At 48.3% G+C, this 26,254-nt stretch carries 21 protein-coding genes; 4 read left to right on the forward strand and 17 right to left on the reverse strand.

What is annotated here, in order from left to right:
• Positions 1-114: 114 nt before the first annotated feature.
• From LKE33_12005 to LKE33_12020, 4 genes are all read right to left on the reverse strand, one after another.
• Complete coding sequence (locus LKE33_12005; GenBank protein ID MCH3951638.1) at positions 115-1,179, reverse strand: alcohol dehydrogenase catalytic domain-containing protein; 1,065 nt, start codon at positions 1,177-1,179, stop codon at positions 115-117.
• 145 nt (positions 1,180-1,324) lie between these two features.
• The gene (locus LKE33_12010) at positions 1,325-2,245 is read right to left on the reverse strand and encodes a hypothetical protein (protein ID MCH3951639.1); all 921 of its coding nucleotides are present in this window, start codon (positions 2,243-2,245) and stop codon (positions 1,325-1,327) included.
• A 308-nt stretch (positions 2,246-2,553) separates the two neighbouring features.
• Complete coding sequence (locus LKE33_12015) at positions 2,554-3,354, reverse strand: hypothetical protein (protein ID MCH3951640.1); 801 nt, start codon at positions 3,352-3,354, stop codon at positions 2,554-2,556.
• On the reverse strand, positions 3,347-4,102 hold the full coding sequence (locus LKE33_12020) for an aldolase/citrate lyase family protein (protein MCH3951641.1): 756 nt from the start codon (positions 4,100-4,102) through the stop codon (positions 3,347-3,349). Before LKE33_12020 ends, LKE33_12015 begins: the two co-directional genes overlap by 8 nt.
• 169 nt (positions 4,103-4,271) lie before the next feature.
• On the opposite strand from LKE33_12020, the gene LKE33_12025 reads away from it, so the two are divergent.
• Together LKE33_12025 and LKE33_12030 are read left to right on the forward strand one after the other, a co-directional pair.
• The gene (locus LKE33_12025) at positions 4,272-5,156 is read left to right on the forward strand and encodes a LysR family transcriptional regulator (protein ID MCH3951642.1); all 885 of its coding nucleotides are present in this window, start codon (positions 4,272-4,274) and stop codon (positions 5,154-5,156) included.
• Between the two features lie 20 nt (positions 5,157-5,176).
• The gene (locus LKE33_12030; GenBank protein MCH3951643.1) at positions 5,177-5,965 is read left to right on the forward strand and encodes a hypothetical protein; all 789 of its coding nucleotides are present in this window, start codon (positions 5,177-5,179) and stop codon (positions 5,963-5,965) included.
• A 59-nt stretch (positions 5,966-6,024) separates the two neighbouring features.
• Here the strand turns inward: LKE33_12030 and LKE33_12035 are convergent, their stop codons facing one another.
• Entirely contained in the window at positions 6,025-7,374 is a 1,350-nt protein-coding gene (locus LKE33_12035) for a butyryl-CoA:acetate CoA-transferase (GenBank protein ID MCH3951644.1), read from the reverse strand.
• Positions 7,375-7,450: 76 nt separating this feature from the next.
• On the reverse strand, positions 7,451-8,098 hold the full coding sequence (locus LKE33_12040) for a PAS domain-containing protein (protein ID MCH3951645.1): 648 nt from the start codon (positions 8,096-8,098) through the stop codon (positions 7,451-7,453).
• 218 nt (positions 8,099-8,316) lie between these two features.
• On the opposite strand from LKE33_12040, the gene LKE33_12045 reads away from it, so the two are divergent.
• Complete coding sequence (locus LKE33_12045; protein MCH3951646.1) at positions 8,317-8,697, forward strand: RidA family protein; 381 nt, start codon at positions 8,317-8,319, stop codon at positions 8,695-8,697.
• Positions 8,698-9,238: 541 nt separating this feature from the next.
• Here the strand turns inward: LKE33_12045 and nifJ are convergent.
• From nifJ to cdaA, 9 genes are all read right to left on the reverse strand, one after another.
• On the reverse strand, positions 9,239-12,742 hold the full coding sequence (gene nifJ, locus LKE33_12050) for a pyruvate:ferredoxin (flavodoxin) oxidoreductase (protein ID MCH3951647.1): 3,504 nt from the start codon (positions 12,740-12,742) through the stop codon (positions 9,239-9,241).
• A gap of 574 nt (positions 12,743-13,316) precedes the next feature.
• Positions 13,317-14,522 carry a threonine ammonia-lyase gene (ilvA, locus tag LKE33_12055; GenBank protein ID MCH3951648.1) on the reverse strand — a complete coding sequence of 402 codons (1,206 nt, stop codon included), beginning with the start codon at positions 14,520-14,522 and terminating at the stop codon, positions 13,317-13,319.
• A 79-nt stretch (positions 14,523-14,601) separates the two neighbouring features.
• Positions 14,602-15,810 (reverse strand): dicarboxylate/amino acid:cation symporter, encoded by a 1,209-nt coding sequence (locus LKE33_12060; protein ID MCH3951649.1) that lies wholly within the window; start codon positions 15,808-15,810, stop codon positions 14,602-14,604.
• Between the two features lie 403 nt (positions 15,811-16,213).
• Positions 16,214-16,531 (reverse strand): TIGR04076 family protein, encoded by a 318-nt coding sequence (locus tag LKE33_12065; GenBank protein ID MCH3951650.1) that lies wholly within the window; start codon positions 16,529-16,531, stop codon positions 16,214-16,216.
• 129 nt (positions 16,532-16,660) lie between these two features.
• The gene (locus LKE33_12070) at positions 16,661-17,185 is read right to left on the reverse strand and encodes a DUF4309 domain-containing protein (GenBank protein MCH3951651.1); all 525 of its coding nucleotides are present in this window, start codon (positions 17,183-17,185) and stop codon (positions 16,661-16,663) included.
• 230 nt (positions 17,186-17,415) lie between these two features.
• Positions 17,416-18,348 (reverse strand): manganese-dependent inorganic pyrophosphatase, encoded by a 933-nt coding sequence (locus tag LKE33_12075; protein ID MCH3951652.1) that lies wholly within the window; start codon positions 18,346-18,348, stop codon positions 17,416-17,418.
• 55 nt (positions 18,349-18,403) lie between these two features.
• Complete coding sequence (locus tag LKE33_12080) at positions 18,404-20,005, reverse strand: hypothetical protein (protein MCH3951653.1); 1,602 nt, start codon at positions 20,003-20,005, stop codon at positions 18,404-18,406.
• Positions 19,986-20,945: a CdaR family protein gene (locus LKE33_12085; protein ID MCH3951654.1), complete on the reverse strand. Its 960-nt coding sequence runs from the start codon at positions 20,943-20,945 to the stop codon at positions 19,986-19,988. Before LKE33_12085 ends, LKE33_12080 begins: the two co-directional genes overlap by 20 nt.
• Positions 20,932-21,798: a diadenylate cyclase CdaA gene (gene cdaA, locus LKE33_12090; protein MCH3951655.1), complete on the reverse strand. Its 867-nt coding sequence runs from the start codon at positions 21,796-21,798 to the stop codon at positions 20,932-20,934. Before cdaA ends, LKE33_12085 begins: the two co-directional genes overlap by 14 nt.
• 218 nt (positions 21,799-22,016) lie before the next feature.
• Between cdaA and LKE33_12095 the strand changes: the two genes are divergently transcribed.
• Positions 22,017-23,276, forward strand: coding sequence for an amidohydrolase (locus LKE33_12095; protein ID MCH3951656.1), 1,260 nt, complete (start codon positions 22,017-22,019; stop codon positions 23,274-23,276).
• Between the two features lie 171 nt (positions 23,277-23,447).
• Here LKE33_12095 and LKE33_12100 read toward each other — a convergent pair whose 3' ends face one another.
• On the reverse strand, positions 23,448-24,617 hold the full coding sequence (locus LKE33_12100; GenBank protein MCH3951657.1) for an amidohydrolase family protein: 1,170 nt from the start codon (positions 24,615-24,617) through the stop codon (positions 23,448-23,450).
• 28 nt (positions 24,618-24,645) lie between these two features.
• Entirely contained in the window at positions 24,646-25,959 is a 1,314-nt protein-coding gene (locus LKE33_12105) for a hypothetical protein (protein MCH3951658.1), read from the reverse strand.
• Positions 25,960-26,254: the final 295 nt, after the last annotated feature.

Consider the following 26,254-nt stretch of genomic DNA (forward strand, 5'->3'; position numbering starts at 1 on the left):
CGACAGCTTTTATAAAAAAACAGAGTGGAACGACTTTTCATCGCTTCACTCTGTTTTCATTCAATCAAACCGCTCCGCAGTTTGATTGATTAATTAAGGCGACCGGCGTCAAAATTATTTTTCCGGCATATGCGGATAGAGCAGCATCTTACCGGGCACACCGCTCTCGACAGCACTTACGGCGCTGTCAAAATCAGACAGGGCATAACGGCCGCCGATGACGCGGTCCAGTTTCCAGTACGGGCCCTTCATGACTTTTGCAAAGTCAGTCCAGGTTTCCCAGATTTTGCGGCCCGAGATTCCCGTAAGTTCAATCTCGCGGTAAATCAGGTCGTCCGTCATATCCTCAATCGTAACCGGTTTACTCGGCAGGCCTACGCAGACAAGCCGTCCGGCTGCGCGCAGGCATTTCAGATCCGTATTGATGGCTTTGCCCGACCCCGTAATATCTACGACGCGGTCGACACCCATGCCGTTCGTAAGTTCTTTGACTTCTTTCGGCAGATCTACCTTGGCACTGTTAAAGACGTAGTCAGCACCCATCTCTTTAGCGACTTCCAGTTTTTCATCAATGAGGTCGCAGGCAATCACCTTGGATGCGCCAAAGGTCTTGCAGGCGGCAATCGCAGTAAGGCCAATCGGGCCGCAGCCGCTGACAAGCACCGTATGACCCGGCACATCGGCTTTTTCGACACCGTGAACACCGGCTCCCATGGGCTCAAACATGCAGGCAGCTTCATAGGAAATATCATCATCCAGGAGGAATGTAGCGTCCCAGCGAATTTTGGCATATTCGGCAAAAGCACCATCCTGGCTGACGCCAAAAATCTTGGTGTTTGTGCAGATATTCTTCATGTCATGCTTACAGAACCAGCACTCGCCGCAGGAAATATGGGACTCGCAGGACACGCGGTCGCCCACCTTGCGTTCGGTCACGTTCTTGCCGACGGCAACGATATCGCCCGCCGTTTCATGACCCGGAATCAGAGGCGGATGTACCCGCATCTGGGACCAGGTATCCCAATCCATAATATGAAAATCCGTACCGCAGATAGCGCTGCAGTGGACCTTGATCAAAACTTCGTCATCCCCGACCTGAGGAATCGGCAAATCTGTACGATACACAAACTTACCGGGACCCACTTCTTTTTTTACCAGACCACACATCGTTCCTTGCATTTCGATTCACTCCCAAATTCTGTAAATTTACCGAGCATGAACTGCCATGCCGGTGATCTGCTTCGCTATTATTTTACTATACTAATCAAATATTGTTAAACATATCATGGGAAGCCCCATGAGTGAACTTCCCACGCAGCGGATATTATTTCGTTTTTCCGGTTCCCTTGTTTTCAAAATAAGAATAAGCCCAGTCCCAGTAAGCTTCGCAAGTTAAATAAAAGAAACGGCAGTCAGAAAACACCATGGCATATTCACTAAGCTTATAAGGTTGATAGAATCCCTTACTTCCCTCCAGGATAAGATTTTCCCATTTATCATTGCGTATATACTCAATAAATTGTTCCAAATCAGGCCCCAATTCTTTGAGCATCAGCAAATAATGTTCGGCTTTCTGAATCTCTCCAAGTTTGAAATAAAGCATGGACAGCGGCAGCAGGAATCCAATTGCAGAATCACTTTTATATTTTTTAAAAAGCCGAACTGCCTTGCGGTCGTCTTCCATAAAAGCATATAGATGCATCAGCAGAAAACGGGCGCCGGTACTATCATTTACGTTGAGCCGAATAATTTCTTCGCCAATTTTTATAGCCCTTGTATAGCAAGCTGTATCTGCCAGTAATCCGGCATAGTACCTTAGCGTTCTGATAAAAGGCCGAGTCTCAAAAATGTCATAGAACTCTCCCACATCATTCTTCAGTTCTTTTTTGAAGATTTCATAGCCTCGTTTGACCACTTGTTCTATATTCTGAAGTTCTTCGAAACAGTTCTTGCTCTTTAAATGGGCAAGATACCTCATTGCATCCAAATCATCAGGATTCAGAGCAAGCCCTTTTTCCAGATATTCGCGTTTCTTTATATTACTTTTTTCTTTATAAGCCAAGTCAAAAAAATCATCAGCAGTTTTGGCAGTACGTGCAGTCATTTTCCGAGGCCGTTTCGAATTATATTGTTTGACAAATTTCTGCAGCTCCTGGTCGACATCCTCGATAGAATCGAGCGTCTTGCCTTTTTGAGCTGTATGTTTCAAGAATTCTTTAAAAAACTTTTCACTTTCTAACGTCATGGTGCTCCTCCCGTATCCGGTAAAATCAATCTTTTCTTACATTCTACGCCAAAATAAAGAGTAAAAACAAGCTGTGAGACAAAAAGAGATGTCAGCACCACGCCGTGCCATAATATAAAAAACATAACATAGCCAATGCTCCTTACCCTCTTTGGGAGAATCAAAACAAGAGAAGTGCTCCGCATTTAGCCCAGCCTTCGGGAAAGATATAGGGATTAACGACAAAACACGTTCCAGCGTTAGAGAGTACTGTATAGGCAAAGCACTTTTCTAACTCCAGAACGTGTTTTAAGGCTTCTTTATCCCTTTCACTCCATCCGCAGCGTCAGAGCCGGATAGCCATCCATACTGAGAGTATAGACATCGCCGGCGCTGGCGGGGTTAGCGGCGATAAACGAACCGGACAGTACGATATCGCCCTTCTTCAGGTAAGTTCCGTAGTTCAGCAGTTTATTCGCCAGCCAGGCCATGGAATTTACCGGTGACCCCATCACTTCGACGCCGGCTGCACTGGCAAGAAGCTGACCGTTTTTTTCCATGACAAGGCCGATGGTACGGGGATTGATTTCATCAATTCGCTTCGGGCTGCTGCCCAGCATAAAACGGGAGGCTCCCGCATTATCGCTGATGGTATCGCGTACCGTAACTTTCCATTTCGGGAAGCGGGCGTCGCAGATTTCAAAGCACGGCAGCACCCACGCTGTAGCGTTCATAATATCTGCTGTCGTCACGACATCCACATCAAGGTCTTCACCCATGATAAAGGCCAGTTCTCCTTCCACGATAGGAATATTCAAGTCACTGCGGCGGCAGGGCGTCCCTTCGAGAATCATCGTATGGGCAAGCAGGCAGCCGTAATCCGGCGTATCCACATTGAGCTGCTGCATCATACCGCGGCTCGTAATCCCGATTTTACGGCCCACGATTTTAGCCCCATCTGCCATACGCATTTTGATGCCTGCTTCCTGGATGGCATAAGCGTCATCCATTGTCATGTTGGGATAGGTCTCCGTAAGCAGCCCAATAGGTTCATTCTTCTTTTCGGCCGTGTACAGCTGCCGAGCAATCTCCTGATGCTGCTTCTCGGTCAGTGCATATACTTTATTCATTTTGCGTTACCTCCTTATGAAATTCTTTAACAAGTGTCTGAAAAGCATTAATCAACACGGATACATCAAGGTTATACGTGATGCTGTCAAACCCTTTTTGGACCCATTTAACGGCATCTTTCATATTTCCTGCAAAAATATAAGACTCTTTGCCTTCCTTCTTGCAGGCTTTTACGATTCTTTCAATGGCCCGCAGTAACAGAGGGTTGTCAAACTGCAGGGGAATTCCCAAATCGATGGACAAGTCACAAGGACCCACAAAGATACCGTCGACACCAGGCAGCGCCGTAATCTCCTCAATTTGCTCCAGGGCTTCCTTCGTCTCGCATTGAGGGATCACCTTGACGCGCCGGTTGCACGTATCCATGTAGGAATGCACGTCCTGAGCCCAGGCATCGGCGCCCCAGCCGGTCGTCCGGTTAGGGCAGAAACCACGGTTGCCTAGGGGCGGGAATTTTGCATATTCCACGATATTTTTAACCTGCTCCAACGTCCGGATATTCGGGATGATGAGGCCGCGCGCCCCGATGTCCAGCATCCGGAGCACATAGGGCCGGCGTGTATCCCCGATTCGAACGTAGGGCAGCAAACCTCCCTTTTCCGCGGCAAGAATATACTCCGCCGTACTTTCCGTCGAAAAACAGCCATGCTCTGTATCAATAATGACGTAATCCAGCCCGGTCCGGGTCAGACTTTCCATGGCAATCCGTCCGCCCAATTCGAAAAAAGTTCCAAAAGTAGTCAACACTATCCACCCCTTTCCGGTGAAACAGTCCCCACAGGACTGCCGTAACACTGCTTTCTCAGTCTGAAATGATGATCATTCATTGACACCAGTGTACACGAAATATATAATTTAGAAAATTAGAATATTTCTTATGCTTTGTTTTAAATTTTCGAACAAACGGAGTTTATCAATGGACATCGAATATCTGCGCACCTTCAAGACCATCACAGAATCAGAAACATTTGCCGAAGCGGCATCCAAACTGGGATATACGCGTTCTACAGTTACATTCCACATCCAGCACCTGGAACGTGAATTCGGTTTCAAATTGTTTGAAAAAATCGGCAGGAACATGCAGCTCACACAAAAGGGGCAAAGTATTCTTCCCTACGTCGATAATATTCTTCTGAACTATCAGGAAATCTCGAAACTTTCCGCCCAGCCGGAGCATAAAGTCAGGATTGCCGTGATTGAAAGCTTTCTGGCCTGTAAATTTCAAAATATCATCAAAGAAGTGCGCCGCCAGCTGCCTGACGTCGAATTGGATATCCAGACCAATGCCTGTTCTGCCATGCACAAGGTGCTCCTGGCCGGAAAAGCTGACCTTGCTATCCATTACGATGTCTGGGGACACCATCCTTATATCCGTACCGAACCAATCAGAAACTACTCTCTCGTGCTGTTTGGCAGCCGGGAACTGGGTACGCGTTCCTTTGCGGATATACTAAATGACGCGGCCCGTCCTATCAGTTTCATTGACCTTGAGGAAAACGGATTTTACCGGCAATGCCTGGAACCACTGCTGCCAAAATGTCAGGAATTCCACCTCAATACCATCGTGATGGGCAGCGTCGCTTCCCTCATCGAATGCGTCAAATCCAATCTTGGCATCGCAGTGCTTCCGGAATATGCCGTGGCGCGGGAAATCAAAAAAGGAACGATTCAGCCTCTTGATATTGAACTGCAGCCAAAACGTATCCCCCTCGCCATCAGTTACCACAAAAATAAATGGCTGTCTCCTACACTCAAGACCATCATCAGAATTATCAAAGAAACGACAACCAGTCATCCATAAAATTAGAAAGGAGTCTTACCATGAAAAATCACTTACACAAACTTGCATGCTGCGCTTTGGCCCTGATTGCCGCCGCAGGTTTTACCTTCACACGCGCGGAAGCGGCAGATACGTGGGATAAGGAGAATGCCCAGAAAACAGCTTCCCGTACAGAAATCTCCAAGGGAAGCTGGTACAATCTCAAAGGAGAACGCATCCTGCAAATTGATGATCATACCGTAAACGGGAATCCAATTGTCCAGATCAGCAAAACGGTCTATATGCCCGATCATTTTGAAATCACGGTGGCAGAAAAAACAGGGAACCGTACGCTCACCATTGGTGATGATTACATCCACAGCGGGTGCATTACCTATAACAATACCGTGCTGCGGAAAGACAACAAGCCTCATTACTTCGAAAGCGTGGACGGTATTGCCAACACGATGACCATGGATGAAGTGAAAGCCCGTTGGGGAGAACCGGATTCCGAGGTAAAGGATTCGGATAATCCAATGCTTACCTGGAATTATACGAAAAAAGGCACGTCGGTAATCTTCGCACCGGGCGGCCTTGTGACAAGAGTCATCCTGCAAAAAGGCAGTCCGCTCCGCTTCGACAGAAGTAAACTCAATTGCGAAAATCCGGTCGAGGCCTTCCGCAAAGCCTACGGTCTCAGCGCCATCCGTATGAACCAGGAAGGCAAACTGGCAAAGCACCTCTTTTATGTCCTTACTGACGTATCCGGAAAAGAAACGCCTTACGAAGGCATCGTCTTCGAAGGTACAAAAAACCAACTCGAGAAGATTACCTTGCTTATCGTAAAGTAAATCAAAAGGTGCGATTGGTAAAAAAAGACTGCCGCATTTGCGACAGTCTTTTTTGCGTTTTATCTCTTGTTGGAGTTTCTCCAGATACCGAGCTTTTCAGCATCTTTGATGAGCTGTTCACGGACTTTCGGATGAGCGACAGAAATCAGTTTTTCTGCTCTCTGCCACGTGGTCATACCTTTCAGGTTAACGATACCATATTCGGTAACGAAGTAGTTCAGGTTGGTCCTCGTTGCCGTTACTGCATCGCCAGGGGTCAGGGTCGGAACGATACGGCTCTTGGTCTGGCCATCATGGCCGGTGAATGCGGAGGAGCAGCAAATGAAGCTCTTGCCGCCCTTGGAGAGGTATGCACCGAGCATAAAGTCGAGCTGTCCGCCGGCACCGCTGATGTGTCTGTGACCAACGGATTCGGAGGAAACCTGACCAGTCAGGTCTACTTCAATGCAGTTGTTGATGGACATGAAGTTATCAATCTGAGCAATGACGCGGGCATCGTTGACGTAGTCAACCGGTGCGCCCATGACAGCCGGGTTATTGTTGACATAATCATAGAGCTTCTGGGTCCCGGCACCGAAGGTGAATACCTGACGGCCCTTATCGATATTCTTCTTGGCGCAGGTCAGTTTGCCGGCCATGGCAATATCGACGAAGGAATCTACATACATTTCGGTATGGACACTCAGATCCTTCAGGTCACTCTTGGCAATCATGGCACCTACGGCGTTCGGCATACCGCCGATACCGAGCTGCAGGCAGGCACCATTCGGAATTTCCGGTACAATCAGCTTTGCTACAGCTTCATCAATTTCGGAAGGCTTGCCGCTCGGAAGAATGCCCATCGGCATACCGCCGTTATCTACAATCATATCTACATCATCAATGTGGACACTGACTTCATGGCCGCCCAAAACTTTCGGCATGTTCTTGTTGACTTCGACAATGACCTTATCGGAGCATTCAATCACAGCCGCAATATCCGTTGCGCTCAGGCCGAAGTTAAAGTAGCCGTGTTCATCCATAGGAGTTACCTGAATCATAGCGACATCTACATGTTTAATATTATCGCGATAGTTTCTCGGCAGTTCGGAAAAACGCAAAGGAATGTAATAACCGATACCGGAATCCGTCAGTTTTCTTTCATAACCGGAGCTATGCCAGGAGTTCCAGCACATCCGTTCCTTGGCATTCGGAATCTTAGCTACTTCAGGCATCCAGAGGCAGACACCGCCTCTGAATTTCAGGTCGGTCAGCTCCGGTTCCTTAATCATCCGTTCAGCCAGGGCCTTATCCAGGACCAGCGGATGGTTAGCAGACCATCCATAGTCAATCCAGTCACCGCTTTTAACGATCTTTACGGCTTCTTCCGGAGTCGTTAACTTCTTCGCATATTCCGCTTCGTAGTTCATTGACACATACCTCCCAAAATAACCTATGCATTTTTTATTGCAATTACCCGGAACATAGTTCCCGATAATCCGTAAACTATTTTTCTATCTTTTCTTTCTTGATATAACGGTATACCGTCGGTTCGGAAAGGTGCAGCTGCTTGGCAATTTCCACGACAGCACCTTTCATATTATGGATACCGGCATTCATCAGGCGGTGAATCACGGCGGCTCTTTCTTCTGTCGTCATACGTTCGGGCTGAACCCCGACAGCTTTGATTTCCTCGGAAACCATCTTGGGCAGGATATCTCCCACCGGCGTATCCATGGTTTCCTCTACCTCTTCGTTGACATCAAGAAGATTATAGTTTTTCTTGACCGCTTCCAGGACTGCATCCAGATTGTTGATAGTATCCATATTCCGGTTGATGCACAGCAGGCCGATCAATTTGCCGTCATGCTTAATAAAGAAAGTGGACGAAACAAAATTCTTTCCTTTGCTGCGCCCATTGTAGTTCGCCAGGTAATCCTTATCCACGTACTGCTTTTCCCGCATAATTTTCATGGCGAGATCCGTGAAAGGGCTTCCTACTTTGCGTCCCGTTTGAAAGCCATTGGCAATAGCAATGACAGAATGCTTGGGCTGAGAAATATCGTGCAGTAAAATTTCACAGCTGCTGCCCAGGACTTCCGCTAAAAAGGGGACTAACATCTTGTAAGGTTCCAATAATGGATTATATTTCATGCATTCATCTCCCGTCAATGGATATACTGACTTCTAATTTAACTGAAGCAATCAATGTGTCCTGATTTTTGTAATGCATTTTAATTTTATCTTACGCTATGATAAAAGTCAAACGTAAATACAATACAATGTATTATCTTGATAAATTTTGTTGCATTATTTAATTTTTAGTTGTATAATAAACCTGCAATAAGTAAAACCCAAGGAGGTCTTTTCCAATGTCTAAAACTGTAATCCATACCGACAATGCGCCGGCTGCTATCGGGCCCTATTCCCAGGCCATCAAAGCTAACGGAATGCTCTTCGTATCCGGTCAGATTCCTATCAATCCGGCTACCGGTAAAATTGAAGCTACTGATATTGTAGGTCAGACCAAGCAGGTCTTCAATAACCTCAAAAATATCATCACTGCTGCCGGCGGCGATATGAGCAGCATTGTCAAGACCACGGTTTATCTGCAGGACATCAAGGATTTCACCGCAATGAACGAAGTATATGCTACGTTCTTCACTTCCGATTACCCTGCCAGAGTGGCTGTAGAAATTGCTAAACTGCCGAAAGGTGCTTTAGTTGAAGTAGACGCTTTCTGCGTACTCTGATTTTACTTAAATTTTCTTTCTCAAACTACAAAAAGAACCGGAACTCTTTCATTCTCTCTCGAGTCCGGTTCTTTTTTATTGCCCTTTTTAGAAAAAGCAGCCTTTTATTCAGTCTTCTTTCCCCACTCCGTGGGTTCCCCTTCCTCCGACGCCGCATAGCGGCGTGGAAGAAGATGGCAGAGGATAGCCAAACCTGGCGGTTTGGCTCAAAAAAAAAACACGCTGTCAGGGAGATGACAGCGTGTTTATCCGGGAAATTAAATTTTCAAGAGCCTTCCTTGCTTATTGCGTACTGCGACAGTTCCGGCAATTCTGACAGAATCAAAAGCCTGAGGGGCTTTGGGTACGAAATTGTATGTCTCTGATTTCGTGTAATTAGGGGGAATCCGCGGGAAATATCTCCAAATCCGTGAAGAAGCTTCCCACGGTGAAGGGAGTTATCTGACCCTGCCCGGAATCACCGGCGTACTGCCCGAAACAGTACACCGTGGCAATCCAGGCATCCTGCTAATTCAATAATCCCGGTGCGTGAAAACAATGCTTATTTACCGGCGAGCTTCTTGTAGGAAGCCAGTCTGTTCTTCATGTCTTCCCCCGTCTTTGCGAAGAAAGCATCAGCCTTATCCGGGAACTTGATCTTCAGAGAGGAGTAACGAACTTCGCCCATCAAGAAGTCTTTCAGATCACCGCTCGGATCCTTGGAATCAAGCGTGAAGCCGTTCTTGCCTTCTGCCACCAGATCCGGGTTGTATCTGTACAGATGCCAGTATCCGTCCTCCACGGCCTTCTTGGCTTCTCTCTGAGCACAGCCCATGCCGGCCTTGATGCCGTGGTTGATGCACGGAGCGTAAGCGATGACGATGGAAGGACCATGGTAAGCTTCTGCTTCCTTGATGGCCTTCAGGCACTGGTTCTTGTCGGCGCCCATAGCTACCTGAGCGACATAGACATAACCATAGGTCATGAACATACGGCCCAGGTCCTTCTTCTTGGTCTTCTTGCCGCCTGCTGCGAATTGTGCCACTGCTGCGGTCGGGGTTGCCTTGGAAGCCTGTCCGCCCGTGTTGGAGTATACTTCGGTATCGAATACCAGGACGTTGACATCAGCGCCGCTGGCAAGGACGTGGTCAAGTCCGCCGTAACCGATATCATAGGCCCAGCCGTCGCCGCCGAAGATCCACTGGCTTCTCTTCACGAGGCAGTCCCTGCGTTCGTAGATATCCTTGTAAAGATCCTTCCTGGCTTCGACAACTGCCGTTACCTTTTCGGCTCTTTCTCTCGTCCCTTCGGATTCATCCTTATGATCCAGCCATTCCTGGAATACGGCCTTATCTTCTGCCGTGGTCTTCGGATTGTCGATGGCTTCCTTCACCATCATGGCCATCTTCTCGGACAGCTGCTGTGCGGCCAGGAACATGCCCAGTCCGTATTCAGCGTTATCTTCGAACAGGGAGTTAGCCCAGGCAGGGCCATGACCCTTGTGGTTCTTGGCATACGGGATGGAAGGCACGCTGCCGCTCGTTACGGAGGAGCAGCCCGTTGCGTTGGCTACCATCATGCGGTCACCAAACAGCTGCGTTACCAGTTTAGCATACGGGGTTTCACCGCAGCCTGCGCAGGCGCCGGAGAACTCAAGCAGCGGCTGTTCGAACTGGGAGCCCTTGACGGTGAACTTGTTCATCGGGTTGGCTTTCGGCGTTACCTTGTTCACGGCATAGTCCCAGGCAGGAGCCAGGTGCATCTGGGAAGCCAGCGGCTTCATGACCAGAGCCTTTTCCTTGGCCGGGCAGACATCCACGCAGTTGCCGCAGCCCAGGCAGTCCATGACGCTGACGACCATACGGAAGTTCAGGCCCTTGGCACCTACTGCCGGTTTGGTTTCGAAACCTTCCGGAGCGTTCTTCACTTCTTCATCGGTCAGGAGAGCCGGACGAATAGCGGCATGCGGGCAGACGAAGGAGCACTGGTTGCACTGGATGCAGTTCTTCACGTTCCATTCAGGAACATTGACGGCTACGCCGCGTTTTTCGTAAGCAGCCGTGCCCAGAGGATAAGCACCGCCGGCCAGTTTCTCGAAGGCGCTGACAGGGAGTTTGTCCCCTTCCTGTCTGTTGATCGGTTCCAGGATCTTGGTTACGAATTCAGGCACGTCCTTCTTGGCTTTCGGAGCATCTTCTGCCGTCTTCCAAGATTCAGGAACGTTGATCTTTACAACCTTCTCGACACCCTGGTCAATAGCCTGGTTGTTCATGTTGACAACCTTCTCGCCCTTGCGGCCATAGCTCGTTACTACGGCTTCCTTCAAGTACTTCACGGCATCATCGATAGGAATGATGTTGGCCAGTTTGAAGAAGGCTGCCTGCATGATCATGTTGATACGGCCGCCCAGACCAATCTTCTGGGCAATATCTACAGCGTTGATTGTATAGAAGTTGATGTCGTTATTGGCAATGTAGCGCTTCATGGAAGCCGGCAGCTGTTTGTCGAGTTCTTCCGGAGTCCAGATGCAGTTCAGGAGGAAGGTACCGCCCTTCTTCAGTCCTGCCAGCAGGTCGTATTTCGTCACATAGGACTGGTTATGGCAGGCTACGAAGGCAGCCTTATCAATCAGGTACGTGGAACGAATCGGATTCTTACCGAAGCGCAGGTGGGATACGGTGATGCCGCCGCTCTTCTTGGAGTCATAAGCGAAGTAAGCCTGGGCATACATATCGGTATGGTCGCCGATGATCTTGATGGCGCTCTTGTTGGCACCTACGGTACCATCGGAGCCCAGTCCCCAGAACTTGCAGGCCGTCGTACCGGGCTGCGTCGTATCGATATCTTTAGTAATCGGCAGGGAGGTGTTCGTTACATCATCCACAATACCAATTGTGAAATGGTCTTTCGGCGTATCGAGTTTCAGGTTTTCATATACGGACAGGATATGGGTCGGGGTCGTATCCTTGCCGCCGAGGCCGGCACGGCCGCCTACCACTACCACATCCGGACGTTCTACGGAGAAGGCGCCCTTCACATCCAGGAACAGCGGTTCTGCCAGGGAGCCCGGTTCCTTCGTGCGGTCGAGAACAGCCACCTTCTTGACAGTCTCCGGAATGTACTTGAAGAAGTACTTCAGGGAGAACGGACGATACAGATGAACTCTCAGGAGACCTACCTTTTCGCCATGGGCATTCAGGTAATCCACGGTCTCTTCCGCAGCTTCGGTGAGGGAGCCCATCGTTACGATCATGCGGTCCGCATCGGGAGCACCATAGTATACAAACGGATGATACTCACGGCCGGTCAGGGCGGTGACTTTCTCCATGTATTCTTCCACGATATCAGGAATGGCTTCGTAGTACTTGTTGACGATTTCCTGCTGCTGGAAGTAAACGTCGCCGTTTTCCAAGGTGCCCTTCAGGGTCGGATGGTCAGGGTTGGTCGCTCTGTCACGGAATCTCTTGATGGCGTCCTTATCAGCCATGGCAAACAGATCCTTGTAATCATAAGCTTCAATCTTCTGTACTTCGTGGGAAGTACGGAAACCATCGAAGAAGTTCAGGAAAGGTACGCTGCCCTTGATAGCTGCCAGATGAGCTACCGCAGACAGATCCATGACCTGCTGTACACTGCCTTCAGCCAGCATGGCAAAACCGGTCTGACGGCAGGCCATGACGTCGCGCTGGTCACCGAAGATGCAGAGGGTGTTCGTACCCAGAGCACGGGATGCCACGTGGAATACGCCCGGGAGCAGTTCGCCGGCAATCTTGTACATGTTAGGAATCATCAGGAGCAGGCCCTGGGAAGCCGTGTAAGTCGTGGTCAGGGCACCGGCCTGCAGGGAACCGTGTACGGCACCTGCGGCGCCGCCTTCTGCCTGCATTTCTACGACTTTTACGGTTTGTCCGAACATGTTCTTGACGCCCTGGGTTGCCCATTCGTCAATGTGTTCCGCCATCGGAGAGGACGGCGTAATCGGATAGATTGCTGCCACATCAGTGAATGCGTAGGATACATACGCAGCTGCTGTGTTGCCATCCATGGTCTTGATCAGTTTACTCATTTCTTTTCCTCCCTATGAATGTATTAAAAACAGCTTGATTACTTCGTGAAGCTCGCGACCCGACAGCCCATGCTGTCGGTACAGCCTCCCTTACACGCTAATATTATATAACAAGTCGGCCTGTGTTGCAACTTTTACTTAATATATGAAATAATTTTTATCTTATTTATTGATTTTCTTTTTTTATGCAATTTTATTTTTCTATCGGTTTCATTTATCCTTCCTGAGAGGACATTTATGCGGTATCTTAGCCAAATCATGTATAAATGTCCTTTATTTAATCATCCGCCAACAGAAAATAAAATAAAATTTCTGAGCGGAAATTGAACCTGACTTTGTACCATACTGCCTGATCTACGCTTATCTCAGCCTGCCAGTACACCACCGCAGCAAACTGCAGGAGCTTTTTATGCAAATCTGACGCGCTTTTAATCTATTTCGCACTCATAAGAATTCTATTATAGACACACCGGTTCACGAAACAAACAGCATCCGCCAAGTTAAAAAAGAACTGTGAAACAATGCATAACCATTGCTTCACAGTTCTTTTATTAGAGGGGGTGATTAGGAGCGATTATTTAACAACTTTGTATCCTGCCTCGATAATCTTCCTTTCAATGTCGTTGGCATGATTCCAATCCCGGCATTCAAGTACCAGTGTCATAATCTGGCTTTCGAGTTCCAGGGAAGAATCATACATGCTTTGCGTAATGTAAAGGATGTTGGCATCGTTGTCGGAAATCAGCTTCAACAGTTTTGCAGTTTCGCCGCATCTATCTGCCATGACAACTTTCAGCTCAATTCTTCTGCCCTGCAGCAGGAGAGCCTTGTTGATGATTCTGCTGATGAAAGTGATATCTGCGTTGCCGCCGGATACCATCAGAACAACCTTCTGATCTTTGCAGTTGATCTTGCCGGCCAGCACAGCAGCAAGCGGCGTAGCGCCGGCACCTTCTGCCAGGTTTTTGCCCTTTTCGAGCAGGTACAGCATAGCTTCGGCGATTTCGTCTTCCGTAACGGTGACGATTTCATCAACGTACTTCTTGACCATTTCGAAGTTGATCTTGCCAGGCGTACGAACGTTGATGCCTTCAGCTGCCGTGACACCGGCCGGAACCGTAATGATCTTACCTGCTTCAATAGACTTCTTCATAGAAGGAATGACAGCACTTTCAACACCGATGACTTTGATTTTCGGGTTGCTGAGCTTCAATCCGGCTGCAATGCCGCTGATCATTCCGCCGCCGCCGACAGGAACAACAACCGTATCTACATCAGGTAAATCTTCAAGGATTTCCAGAGCAATCGTGCCCTGGCCGGCAATGACGTATTCGTCATCGAACGGATGTACAAATACAGCATTGGTTTCCTTCTGTACTTCCAGAGCTTTGGCGTATGCATCATCGAAAGCAGCACCATGAAGAATGACGTTGCCGCCGTATCCTTTGGTGGCGGATACTTTAGCAAGCGGAGTCGTGGCCGGCATAACAATTGTGGCTTTGATGCCCTTTGCCGTAGCACCCAGAGCCACGCCCTGTGCATGGTTACCGGCACTGGCAGCAATAACACCGCGGGCAGCTTCTTCTTTGGTCAGGTGGGAAATCTTATTGACAGCACCTCTAATCTTGAAAGAACCAGTTTTCTGCAAATTTTCATATTTGAAGTAAACTTCTCCGCCGACCTTAGCACCCAGTACAGGGGATTCAATCATCGGGGTCTTTTTAGCAACGCCTTTCAGCGTCTCACGTGCTTCTTCAATGCTCTTCAAAGTAACAGTCATGATGTGATGTGCCTCCTAAAAAATTTATAATCACTAAATAGATATGGTACGGAAAGTTACTGAGTTAATCAAGTAGTTTTTAAGCGTTCGGATTTTCCAGCTTAGCAATTTCTTCGTCCGTCATGGGTTTCAGTTTATGGCCGCCAATCTTGTTAACCAGTACGGCGATAGCACCGTCACCGGTAACGTTGCAGGCAGTACCAAAGCTGTCCTGAGCGAGATACAGTGCAATCATCAAAGCCTGCTGATCGGCGTTGAAGCCCATCATGCTTTGCAGGATACCCAGAGCGGCCATAACGGCGCCGCCCGGAACACCAGGAGCAGCAACCATAGTAATGCCGAGCATCAGGATGAACCCGAACATGTTGCTGAATTCAATCGGTCTGCCGTTTAACAGCATAACAGCCATCGTGCAGCTCGTCAGCGTAATGGTACTCCCGGTCAGATGAATCGTGGCACACAGCGGAATGACGAAGTCGGCGATGCCGGCTACCACACCGTTTCTCTTGGTGCAGGCAAGGGTAACAGGAATGGTAGCAGCAGAAGACTGCGTACCGATAGCGGTCATGTAAGCCGGGATCATGCCCTTCAGAAGTTTGAACGGGTTAGCACCGGCGACGGAACCTGCCACACTGTACTGGAACACCAGGATGACAATGTGCAGAATAATGATAACCACGAATACCTTTGCGAATACGCTCAGGACGGCTGCAACCTGGCCGGCATTGGTCATGTTGCAGAAGATACCGCAAATATGAAGTGGGAGCAAAGGAATGATGATGTTGGCAATCACTTTTTCAACGATGCCCTGGAATTCATGAGAAATCTTTTTCATGATTTCGTCCTGGCAGACGGCGATGCCGATGCCGAGGATGAAAGCGATGAGCAGTGCGCTCATGACGCCCATCAGAGGGGGCATGTCAATCGTGAAATAAGGTTTCAAAAGACCCTTTTCAGGGTTTGCCAGTTCAGCAGCCATGCCTGGCGAAATAAAATTATGGAGCAGTGCATGGTTCGTGAAAAATGCAAGACAGCCGCCGATAACAGTGGAGCAATATGCGATTAACGTCGTGATGGCAAGCAGTTTGCCGGCGGATTTGCCGAGATCTGCAATACCAGGAATAATAAAACCGATGATAATCAGTGGAATCGTAAATCCTAAGAAATTGCCGAAGATAGAGTTAAATGTTGCTAAAATTCTGACTACTACAGGAATACCTAATTTACCGAGTAAAATACCTACGATGATGCCTAGAACAAGGCGTGGCAGCAAGCCAAGTTTTTTCATTGTGTTAGCCTCCCTTTTGTTGTGAATGACTTTCCGCTTTCTATCTGAGAAAATAGTACCACAACCAGGGTTTTAATGCAAGCTTTACTATCATTTCGCAATAAAATACTACATAGTTTAATAAATTATTCTTTTATTTAAGAAAATATGACAACACAGGTAGGCTGAATCACACGTTTTATAGTTTTAGAACAACAATATGAGAGTAAAAGTTTACTCTGTAAGAAATCTTCTCTCTGCCCGTTTTATCAGACGGTAAAAAAATATGCTTTTATATTTATCATATGTTTTATATATTTTTTTAATAAATCAGGCAAAGATGTCAAAGCCCGGCAGACAGCCGATAGCAGATGGCAGATAACCGCGGACAAGCTGCGGAATGCAGGTGGGTGGCCGCATCTTCTTATTTTCCGCTCGCCTCATCCAATGCTTCCACGTAAAAACTGACCGGACGGAAACCGTCATTGCAGGACACCATGGCACTGCGTTTATTCTTCATCCACCCGCTGTAAATGTCGGACCCGCCGTACGCAAGAGTCATCACGAACGGTGACAATGTTTCCCAGGCACTGTCACACATGCCTTCCGGTTTCTTCCATCCATCCGCGATGAAGACCTGCCCCACCTGCATATCACAGGCGTGTTCCAGCGGATTTTCATATTGTGCGGAAAGGTCCGGATAGGTCGTTATCCGCATCACCGTAATTTTTACTTTGTTCATTTTAAGTGTTCCTCACTCCCTTCTCATAATTTGAAACCGAGTGCCGCAAAGCAGGACTTGTGCAGTATTCTCACTTATAGAAAAACCTCCTGGCGAGTCTCTGTCAGGAGGTCTTGTTGCTATCAGTGCTTATTTTATGGTGCCGTTTGCATCCGTATGGAATGCCATGGAAATGATGGTGTCATCCTTGATGCCGAAAGTCATATCGTAATCGCTGTGTTCTGTCCTGTATACGCAGAAAGTAATACCTGAGAGATCGTTGCCCTGGAACGTGGAATCCGGCTGTCCATATACCTGTTCCATAGCGACCCTTTTCATGCCGATTCCAATGCCTGCCGGAGTTGTCCAACGGTCATTGCTTTCGTTCTGCTTTACGATAATGGAAGAAGTTCTCTCCGTCCCGTTGACACCATTTGCCATGATGGAAACATGCTTTCCATACGTATAGGAACGATAAATTAAATCGCCTTTCTGGATTGTCACGGTCTGGTCCGGTTCCCCATACAGTTTCTTCATGTCTTCTACCGTTGAATTAGGCGTCAGCCCGCCTAACCCAATTTTTTCCAATGCAATATGGGCATCCGATACAGCACTTGTTCCCATAGCGGCGCAAAAAACAGCTGCCGCCAGCAGTGCCGATAACTTTTTACTCACTACGGCCACCTCCCGATAAAATTCCGCAATATCTCATTTCAGTATATCATGAATTAGGAGGTTGTGCAGAGAAAAGATAATACTTGCTGTTCAATAGTTGGCAATTAATACAACAGAACGAAAAAATCGGACCCCTCATGGGATCCGATTTTCTACTTATTTACCGCAAAACGCAAAGATAAGCAGTTTACCCCCTGTCATTGCGGCCGGCAATCCACATTCTTTAGCTCTCAGCCCTTAAAAGCGTTGGTCAGAGGCGGAACAATCTGTTTCTTTCTGGACAGTACGCCGGGCAGATGATAATGGCCATCTTCTGCAGGTGCACCAAATGCCTTGGTCAGGACATCCTGATTCTTACCGGCCCAGAGCAGTTCCGTAACTTCGCTCATGATATCGGTTACCATCAGAAGGGACGTATCGGCTTCGCCGCCGTCTACCATATCCTGCAGTGCCTTCTTGAGGTCAGCCCACTTTGCCTTGGCCTTTTCGCCGTCCATGACGTTAACCTGAGCTACCGTAACTTTGCCCTGCGGAAAATCAAATTCCTTCATGTCGCCGTGTACAATTTCCTTAGGAGTGCTGCTGTTGATGGCAGAACCGTGCTGCAGCATATCGAGTGCGTAACCCTTCGGATCCTTGATACCGGCAATCTTAGCCAGTTCTCCGGCGGCTTCCTTATCGGTTTCCGTCGTGGTCGGAGACTTGAAATACAGCGTGTCGGAGCTGATGGCGGAGAACAGCAGGCCTGCATAAGCAGGAGGCAGCGCTACACCATTTTCCTTGGCAAGCTTATAAATAATAGTGGAGCAGCAGCCGACCGGTTCTACGCGCATATAAAGCGGAGCAGCCGTCGTCAGACCGCCCAGACGGTGATGGTCGATGACTTCCAGCAGATTGGCGTCATCCAGGCCATCGATAGCCTGGCTCTTTTCGTTATGATCCACAAGGATCAGCTTTTGACCGGCATCTACTTTTTCAAAATACTTCGGGGCTTCCATCTTGAAGGTATCCAGTACAAACTGGGTTTCCTTGCTTACTTCGCCGGCTCTGCCGGCAATTGCTTCCTGGCCCAGCTGGTTCTTGATATACGTATACGTCAGGGCGCAGCAGATGGAGTCCGTATCCGGGCTCTTGTGTCCGGTGATGATCGTCTTGTTTTCCATAAAGACATCTCCTTTATTTTTTAACACACCATGAATAAATACTCTAACTTGTTTATTATACCACAGGTTGAGCAAATCTTGCCATAAAACGACGGGCCTGATGATATCCATCGAGAGCGGCACTCGTGATGCCGCCGGCATAGCCTGCCCCTTCCCCGCACGGATACAGACCGCGGCAGGTAAGGGACTGCCCGCTTTCATCACGGACAATCCGCACCGGAGCGGATGTTCTGGTCTCCACCCCAATCATAAGGCCTTCTTTGCTGAACCCGGGAAGGCGCCGTTCAAAATACTTCAGGCCATGTTCCAGGCTGTCTGTGACATAGACCGGAAGAATTGTGCGCAAATCGGCCGACACAAGGCCCGGACGATAAGAAGGTCGGAACGGGACATTAAGATCCGGCTTTGCATGCTGCATAAAGCTGCGGGACGACTGGGCAGGTGCCCGGTAATCCTTGCTGACGCCATAGGCCAGTGCCTCATATTTACGCTGAAATTCCATGCCGCCCAGCGGTCCTGAAGGAAAATCCTCCGGGGTGACACTCACGACGAGGGCGCTGTTGGCAAGGCCCGTATCTCGCTTAAAAGGACTCATTCCGTTTACCACAAGTCCGCCAGCTTCCGAAGCGGAAGCAACGACCTGTCCGCCGGGACACATGCAGAACGAATACACCGCGCGGCCCGATTCGGGGTCATGGTAGACCAGGGCATAGTCGGCAGCACCCAATTTCGGATGATGGGCAAATTTTCCGTACTGTGCCCGGTTAATCAGTTCCTGTGAATGCTCAATACGCACTCCTACGGCGAAAGCTTTGGATTCCATGTGAACGCCGCGCCGCAGCAGAGTCTGATAGGTGTCACGGGCACTGTGACCGCATGCAAGGATAAGGCCGTTTGTCGGGACATGTTCCCTGTTATTCAGCGTGACACCGATAAGTCCTCGTTCGGGGTCAATATCAAAATCCGTAACCTGTGTTTCATATCGGACTTCCCCGCCGCTGCGCTTAATCATCCCGATCAGGCCAGCCACCATGAGGCGCAGCTTATCTGTCCCCACGTGGGGCTTTTGCTCCGTCAGGATTTCTTCAGGTGCACCGGCAGCCACAAAAGTCTTCAGGATGTGAGAAATCACGGGGTCATTGACCCGCGTCGTCAGTTTGCCATCGGAAAAAGTACCCGCCCCGCCTGCGCCAAACTGTACGTTGCTTACGGGGTCAAGCTGTCCGGTTTTCCAGAAGCGTTCCACATCCTTTACCCGGTGCTGCAGGTCACGGCCGCGTTCCACAACAAGCGGATGATAGCCGTGCTTAGCCAGTTCCAGGGCAGCCATCAGGCCTGCCGGTCCCAATCCAATGACAATAGGGCGCCCGGTGAGCGCTTCACTGCCGATGACAGCCTCGGGCAGCATCTTTTCCTGCCAGGGCGTTACGAGCTTCTGCTTAATAAGGCGCTGGACTTCACCTTCGCTCATCTTTAAGTCCAGCAAAAGGTGATAAACCAGGCAAATATTACTTTTTCTCCGGGCATCCACGGCTTTGCGGAGCACTTTTGCCCGGGCAATGCGAGACTCGGAAACACGAAGTTTCCGAGCCGCAATTTGTTTCAGCGAGTGAGTGCTGTCCAGCCCTACCCGCACATTATTGAGCTTTACTATCATTATTGTTACCCGCGTCTGCTTTCTTTACTGTAATTTCTACGATAACGCTGTGCGTTTCCGCCATGACCTGATCCGGAATCTGCAGAGGCATCTTAAGTTCCACAGAATCCGAAATATTATCCAGTACAATCGGTGCTGTCTGAATTTCAGTAATCTGCCCCAGCACCTTCGGATCAGCCGTCAATTTGACGGAGCTCGGCGTAATCTTTGTATCTACGAGCGTATATCCTGCCGGCAGTTTCCCGGACAGATTTGCCTTAATCGGGAATTCATTGGTTCCAAGCTGTCTTACGATGGTAACTGCCGTCTGGATCTTGGACGGATCAACTTTGACATCATACATTTCGCGTCCGTTGTGGTCCACAGCAACGGCCGTTGCTTCCGTCTCAAAGTTCTTATCGTGGTTGCTGATATCGACCATAACGAGCACTTTTTCCACCAGGGCAATCCGTTCTCCCGCGCCGCGAATAGTTACGGTCGTCGGATTCAATTCCATCTTGCTCACGGTGACGCCGCTGTGCGGCACGCCGACAATCCGGGCCTCCAGTTTGACCTCTTTGCTGGACATAACATCCGTTTCAAGCTGGAGGAGGCTCGGGGAAATTTCCGTCACTTCGCCGACTTTCGTCGTTGCCATCACATTATAGGTGCCGCGTCCCTTCGGCGCGTCCGTGAAGTCAATATATGCCGTCACATCGGAATTCCGAAGCGAAGCAATCTGGGACCGTGTGCCACTGATTCTTACATTCACGGAATCCGGCAGATCCTTGACCATCATGTTTTCCTGAAGGTTCAAGGGTGTCAGCGGAACCACGAAATTCCGCGTCGTAATCGGATTTTGTTCATTCATCACGTAGACCCAGAGGATACAGGCTACAATGACGGCCATAATACGGGCAATCCAGGAATTTTCTTTCTTCGGGGAATTATTTTTTAGCATAATCCCCACCTCCTTCCTGATTACCGTGATGCCACAGAGCGGAGAGCTTGGCCTTCAGGGAATCTTTCCAGTTAAGCATCGGCTGCTTCATAACCGGCCGCAGCAGATCCTTCACATCATTGTGAGTCAGATAGCGCTGCAGAGCGCCGCCGCGTGCCATGGAAACAGCGCCTGTTTCTTCACTGACGACGAGAATCAGCGCATCTGTCTGCTCGGACAAGCCGATGGCCGCACGATGCCGCGTACCGAGTTCCTGATTGAGGTTGCGGGCTTCCGTCAGCGGCAGAAGGCAGCTTGCCGCGGCAATCCGGTCGCCGCGGATAATAACGGCGCCATCGTGAAGCGGTGTATTCGGAATAAAAATATTTTCAAAAAGAGCCGTACTGATCTTGCCGTCGATCTGGACACCCGTTTCAATATAGTCATCCAGCCCGGTTTCACGTTCGAAGACAATCAGGGCCCCGATCTTGTTGCGGCTCAGATCATCAGCGGTTGCAGCTACGGCCTCCAGCATATTCTCAATCTGCGTTTCGTTCAGCACCGTACTCCGGCGGAACAATTTTCCGCGCCCGATCTGTTCCAATGCGCGGCGCAGTTCCGGCTGAAAAACAATAGGCAGTGCGAACATGACGATCGTCATGAACTTTTCGAGCAGCCAGTTAATGACGTACAGGTTCAGCCACTTACTAATAAGCATAATGACAAGGAGCATCAACAGGCCTTTGACCAGTGATGCCGCTCTTGTATTTTTAAGCATCTGATAGATTTTATTTAAGAAAAACGCAACCACCAGGATATCCAGGACATCCAGAATCGTGATGGTGCGGATTAAATCTAAAATATGACCTCCCACGGCACTTTCCTCCTCTACAAACGGTGCGTAGAAAACTATAAGCACCCACTTGTTTATTATAACTAAAGTAAGGGCACCTTGTCCACGTGTCTATTGCACTCTTTCCGAAATTGTCACATCTGATTCCGGCTTTTTTCATCATTTTATAAATGATATAATGGACGCATGAAAAATACATGAAGAAGAAAAATTATCCAAAAGAAAGGACACTCATAAAAATGAATATTTTAGCACTTTGTCAGGAAGCATTTCCGGAAACCGTTCGTCTGCGCCGCCATTTCCATGAAAATCCGGAGCTCAGCAATGCGGAAGTAAAGACCATCGCCTTTATCGAGGAATATTTAAAGAATCTCGGAATCCCGGTTACCAATGTACCGGACGGCGGCCTCGTGGCTGTCATAGACAGCGGAAAACCCGGCAAAACCCTGCTCATGCGAGCTGATACGGACGCTCTTCCTATTGCCGAGAGCAAGACCAATCTTGTGGGTCCCAAGGTCTGCATCTCGAAAGTAGACGGCTGCTCCCATGCCTGCGGACACGACGCTCATATGGCAATGCTGCTGACGGCCGCCCGTCTCTTAAACAGCCATAAAGAAGCTTTTCGCGGCCGCGTTGTACTTTGTTTTGAACGCGGTGAAGAAAACAACGGAGATATCGTCAATCTTTTGCCCTGGATTGTCCGCAAATCCGGCCTTTCCATCGATGGATGCTACGCAACCCACGTACGCTGGGATATGCCCGCCGGCAAGGTTTCCATCATGCCGGGCGGTGTCATGGCCGGCGGCTGCTCCTTCATTGTAGATATCTATGGTACTCCCGGGCACGGTGCCCGTCCGGACCTTGCAAACAGTCCTATTGACTGCTTCCATACATTCTATGACGAAATGAATGCCTTCCGAATGCGCCGCGTGGCCCCCTTTGAATGCCTGACTTTCTCTCTCGGCTACGTGCACGCCGGCGGCGATAAATACAACATTATTCCGGACAGTCTGCGCTTTGGCGGTACCGCCCGTTTCTTCGATTACGATAAGGCCGGCAAACCTTTCGAGGATTATTTCAAGAAGACGCTGGATCACGTGACGGCCCTGCATGGATGCACGTATAAAATCCTGCAGATGCCGCTGGCTCTCTATGAAGCCCGCAACAATGAAGCTTGTGCCCAGATTGGCCGCGAAGCGCTTATTAAAGATTTCGGAGCCGATGTCATCTATGATCCGGAGCCATGGATGGCTTCCGAAAGCTTTGCGCTTTTCCTCCGCCTTTACCCCGGTGTTCTCGCCTTCACCGGCATCGGCAATCCCGAAAAAGGCTGCGGTGCCAACCACCATACGCCGGAATTTGATATCGATGAAAAAGGTATGATTACCGGTTCCGCCATGGCCGTCAGCTATGCCCTCGCATTCCTGAACACGGAATTCGATACACACTTTACGCCGACACAGGAACCGGTAGAAGAACTGGTTAAGAGAAATCTATAAAAAACGCTGCAAGACTCTCAAGCTTTTAATGCTGCCTACAATAAGAAATTGCAAAAAGAATGTTGGGATGAGAAAAGCCAAAATTTTTCATCATCCCAACATTTATTATTAAGCTTAAAAAATTCCTCTTCCCTGTTTTTGGGAAGAGGAATTTTAGTTTATTTCACAAAATCAAATGTAAAAATCCGGCTTGCAATATGCAATAGCTCCTGAAATCATCACTAATTGAGGCACCAAAACTTTATGACAAGTAATCTTATCATCACAGAAATCCTTCTGGGTATATTCAATATCCTTTTCATCAAAGACAGCTACATCGGCAAAGGCACCCGCCTTCAAGGTTCCAATCTTGCCGGCAAGTCCCATGATTGCTGCCGGAGTTTCTGTCACTGCTTTGATGATTGTCGGGAGATCAAGCCCCAGTTCCCTGTATTTTCCCATTACATGAAGCAAATTTTTATCATAGGGAGGCATATTGAACTTATCGGTTGTCAAATCACTGGAAATGATATCCGGCAGGAAGCCTTCCCGAAGTGCGTCCCTAGCAGTCTGGAGGCCAAAGTTACCTTTCCCGTTAGCCGCATCGAAAATGACGCCCCTTTCGCGCGCCTTCAGAATATCCTCCTCAATTTTCCCGGACTTTGAAATAATGGTATTTCCCGCACCTTGATAGCAGTGGCAATAAATATCCCCGCTTCTCAAACAGTTAGCAAGCTCTCCAGCCGGCACCGGTGAATTCGTAGTATGAATGCAAAGTCTGACAGCTTGTCCTATGCGGTCTTCCAGACTCTTGCAAAGATCGATAGCTTTCTCTATGTAAGTGGTTCCCGAATCTTCAGGGACAACACCTTTAGAAAACCGAATCTTTAGTCCCAGAAGCTGATTTTTGTATTGTTCATAGACACTTTCAATCCGATCTCGATTGTACAGAGCAGGATTAAAATCTTCGCATAACTTGGGGTCAATCTGTCCGCCGCTGTAAACTTCCATGAAACTCTTGATTTTCACCATAGACTGGGAAACGACAGATTGATAAAATGCCCCAAAGTTGGCACAGCCAGCGCTGCCTGCATCAACTGTGGCCGTGGTTCCTAGAGGAATCATAAGGTCAGGCCGAATACAAATTGTACTTCCGCTGTAGAAAATATGCGTATGAAAGTCTATCAGACCCGGGGCAATAAGTTTGCCGGATGCATCAATAATCTGGTTGGCTCCACATTCGACAGGTTGAGAACCGGCGTCAACGATTTTATTGTTTTTTACATATATATCCTTTATACCATCAAAATGAGCGGCTGGATCGATTACGTGTCCGTTTTTAATGATATAGTCTGCACGCATAATGACCATTCCCCTTTCCAAATTTCAATCAAACAATGCCAAACTTGCCCATGATGCAAGCCAATATTGCACAAAGGAATGGCATCACAGCGCAGGTGATGAACACATACTTATAAGTATCCCGCTGGGAAGTCTTAGCAATCTGGTTGCATACAACCATCCCGGAGGCATGCGGCATAGCATCGAAACCGGAAGAAGCAATGCAGACAACTCTGTGAAGCATGGAAAGGTTAAGTCCCGATGCAGCAAGATAGTTACCCATGGAACTCAGGAAAATATTCAAACCACCTGCCGAAGAACCGGTAATAGCGGCAATCACGTTGATAGAAATCAATGCCGTGATTAAAGGATCCGCCTGCATATTGACCAGAGCTTCCGTAATGCGGCTATATGCTGGGGAAACAGAAACAACAGCACCGAATCCCATGATGGACGACGTTGCAATGAGGGAACCCAGGCCTCCGCCTGCTCCATCACAAATAGCCTTTTTAGGATTGATGAAGTCCCGATACAGATAGCAGCCAACTAAAACAGCAACAGCCATAGCGATAGCAACTGCATACGCGGAAGGAATTTTGGTAAAGAACTGCAGCCCGAACATAAGGGCCAAAAGAATGATGATAGGAATAAAGCAGTTCGTAATAGAAGGCACTTTTCCCTGGTTAACTGCATCCAGTGCAGACAGGTCTTCTCCCTCGCTCGGTTCAAAATGTTCTCCATTGGCCTTAGCCTTACGAATCTCCCAGTTGAGGTAAACATAAGCAGACACAAACATGATAATGGAGCAAATGATACCAATCGTAGGGCCGGCGTATGCAGTCGTCCCAAAATACGTGGTAGGAATAAGGTTCTGTGTGGAAGGAGAGCCCGGAAGCATCGCCATGCACACCGTAACCGGGCATACCATAATCGTTGCAACAATCAGCTTTTTAGGAATATCAGCCTTTTGGAACAATGCAACAGCAATTGGATAAAGAGAAAAAGCAATGATAAATGTCCCGATGCCGCCGTAAGAAAGAACTAATCCGGTAAGCATAATGACAAGAACAACTGACTTTTCTCCGATAAGTTTAAGCATGCGGTTCGCAATTCCGACAGAAGCACCGCTGTCTCCCATCACTTTGCCGAAGATTGCTCCCAGCATGAACAAAAGGTACCAGTTACCTGCAAAACCAGCCATGCCCTTCATGAAGTTATCCTTTAGAGCCATGACAGGATCCATTCCGTTAAATAAAATAACAACCAACGCGCCCACGAGGGAAACAACGGCCATATGCCAGTTCTTCCAAATGAGTGCTACGACACAGATAATGGCAACAATAAGACCTAGAATACCAATCATCTCAATGATCCCCTTTCCATTAAATTTTGTAGCTGCAAAGTTTTCGTAACTTTCTGATTTTATTGTATCTGTAGTTCCATTATTAGTAAACTTGAATATATCGATGATTGTTCTAAGTAAAATTACTAACATGAAAATAACAATTATGGTACCGAAAAAAGGCATAGTAACGCGGTTTTTTAAGCTTTTACACGAATAAAAAAGGACTGTGAAAGCAATTTTTTCACAATCCTTAAAAATTTAGATAGCTGCTGACAATAAAAATATAAAAAGGATTTTAGCCGAAATTTAAGAC

The sequence above is a fragment of the Acidaminococcus sp. genome, from assembly GCA_022482815.1.
In the GTDB taxonomy this organism is placed as follows: Bacteria; Bacillota; Negativicutes; order Acidaminococcales; family Acidaminococcaceae; genus Acidaminococcus.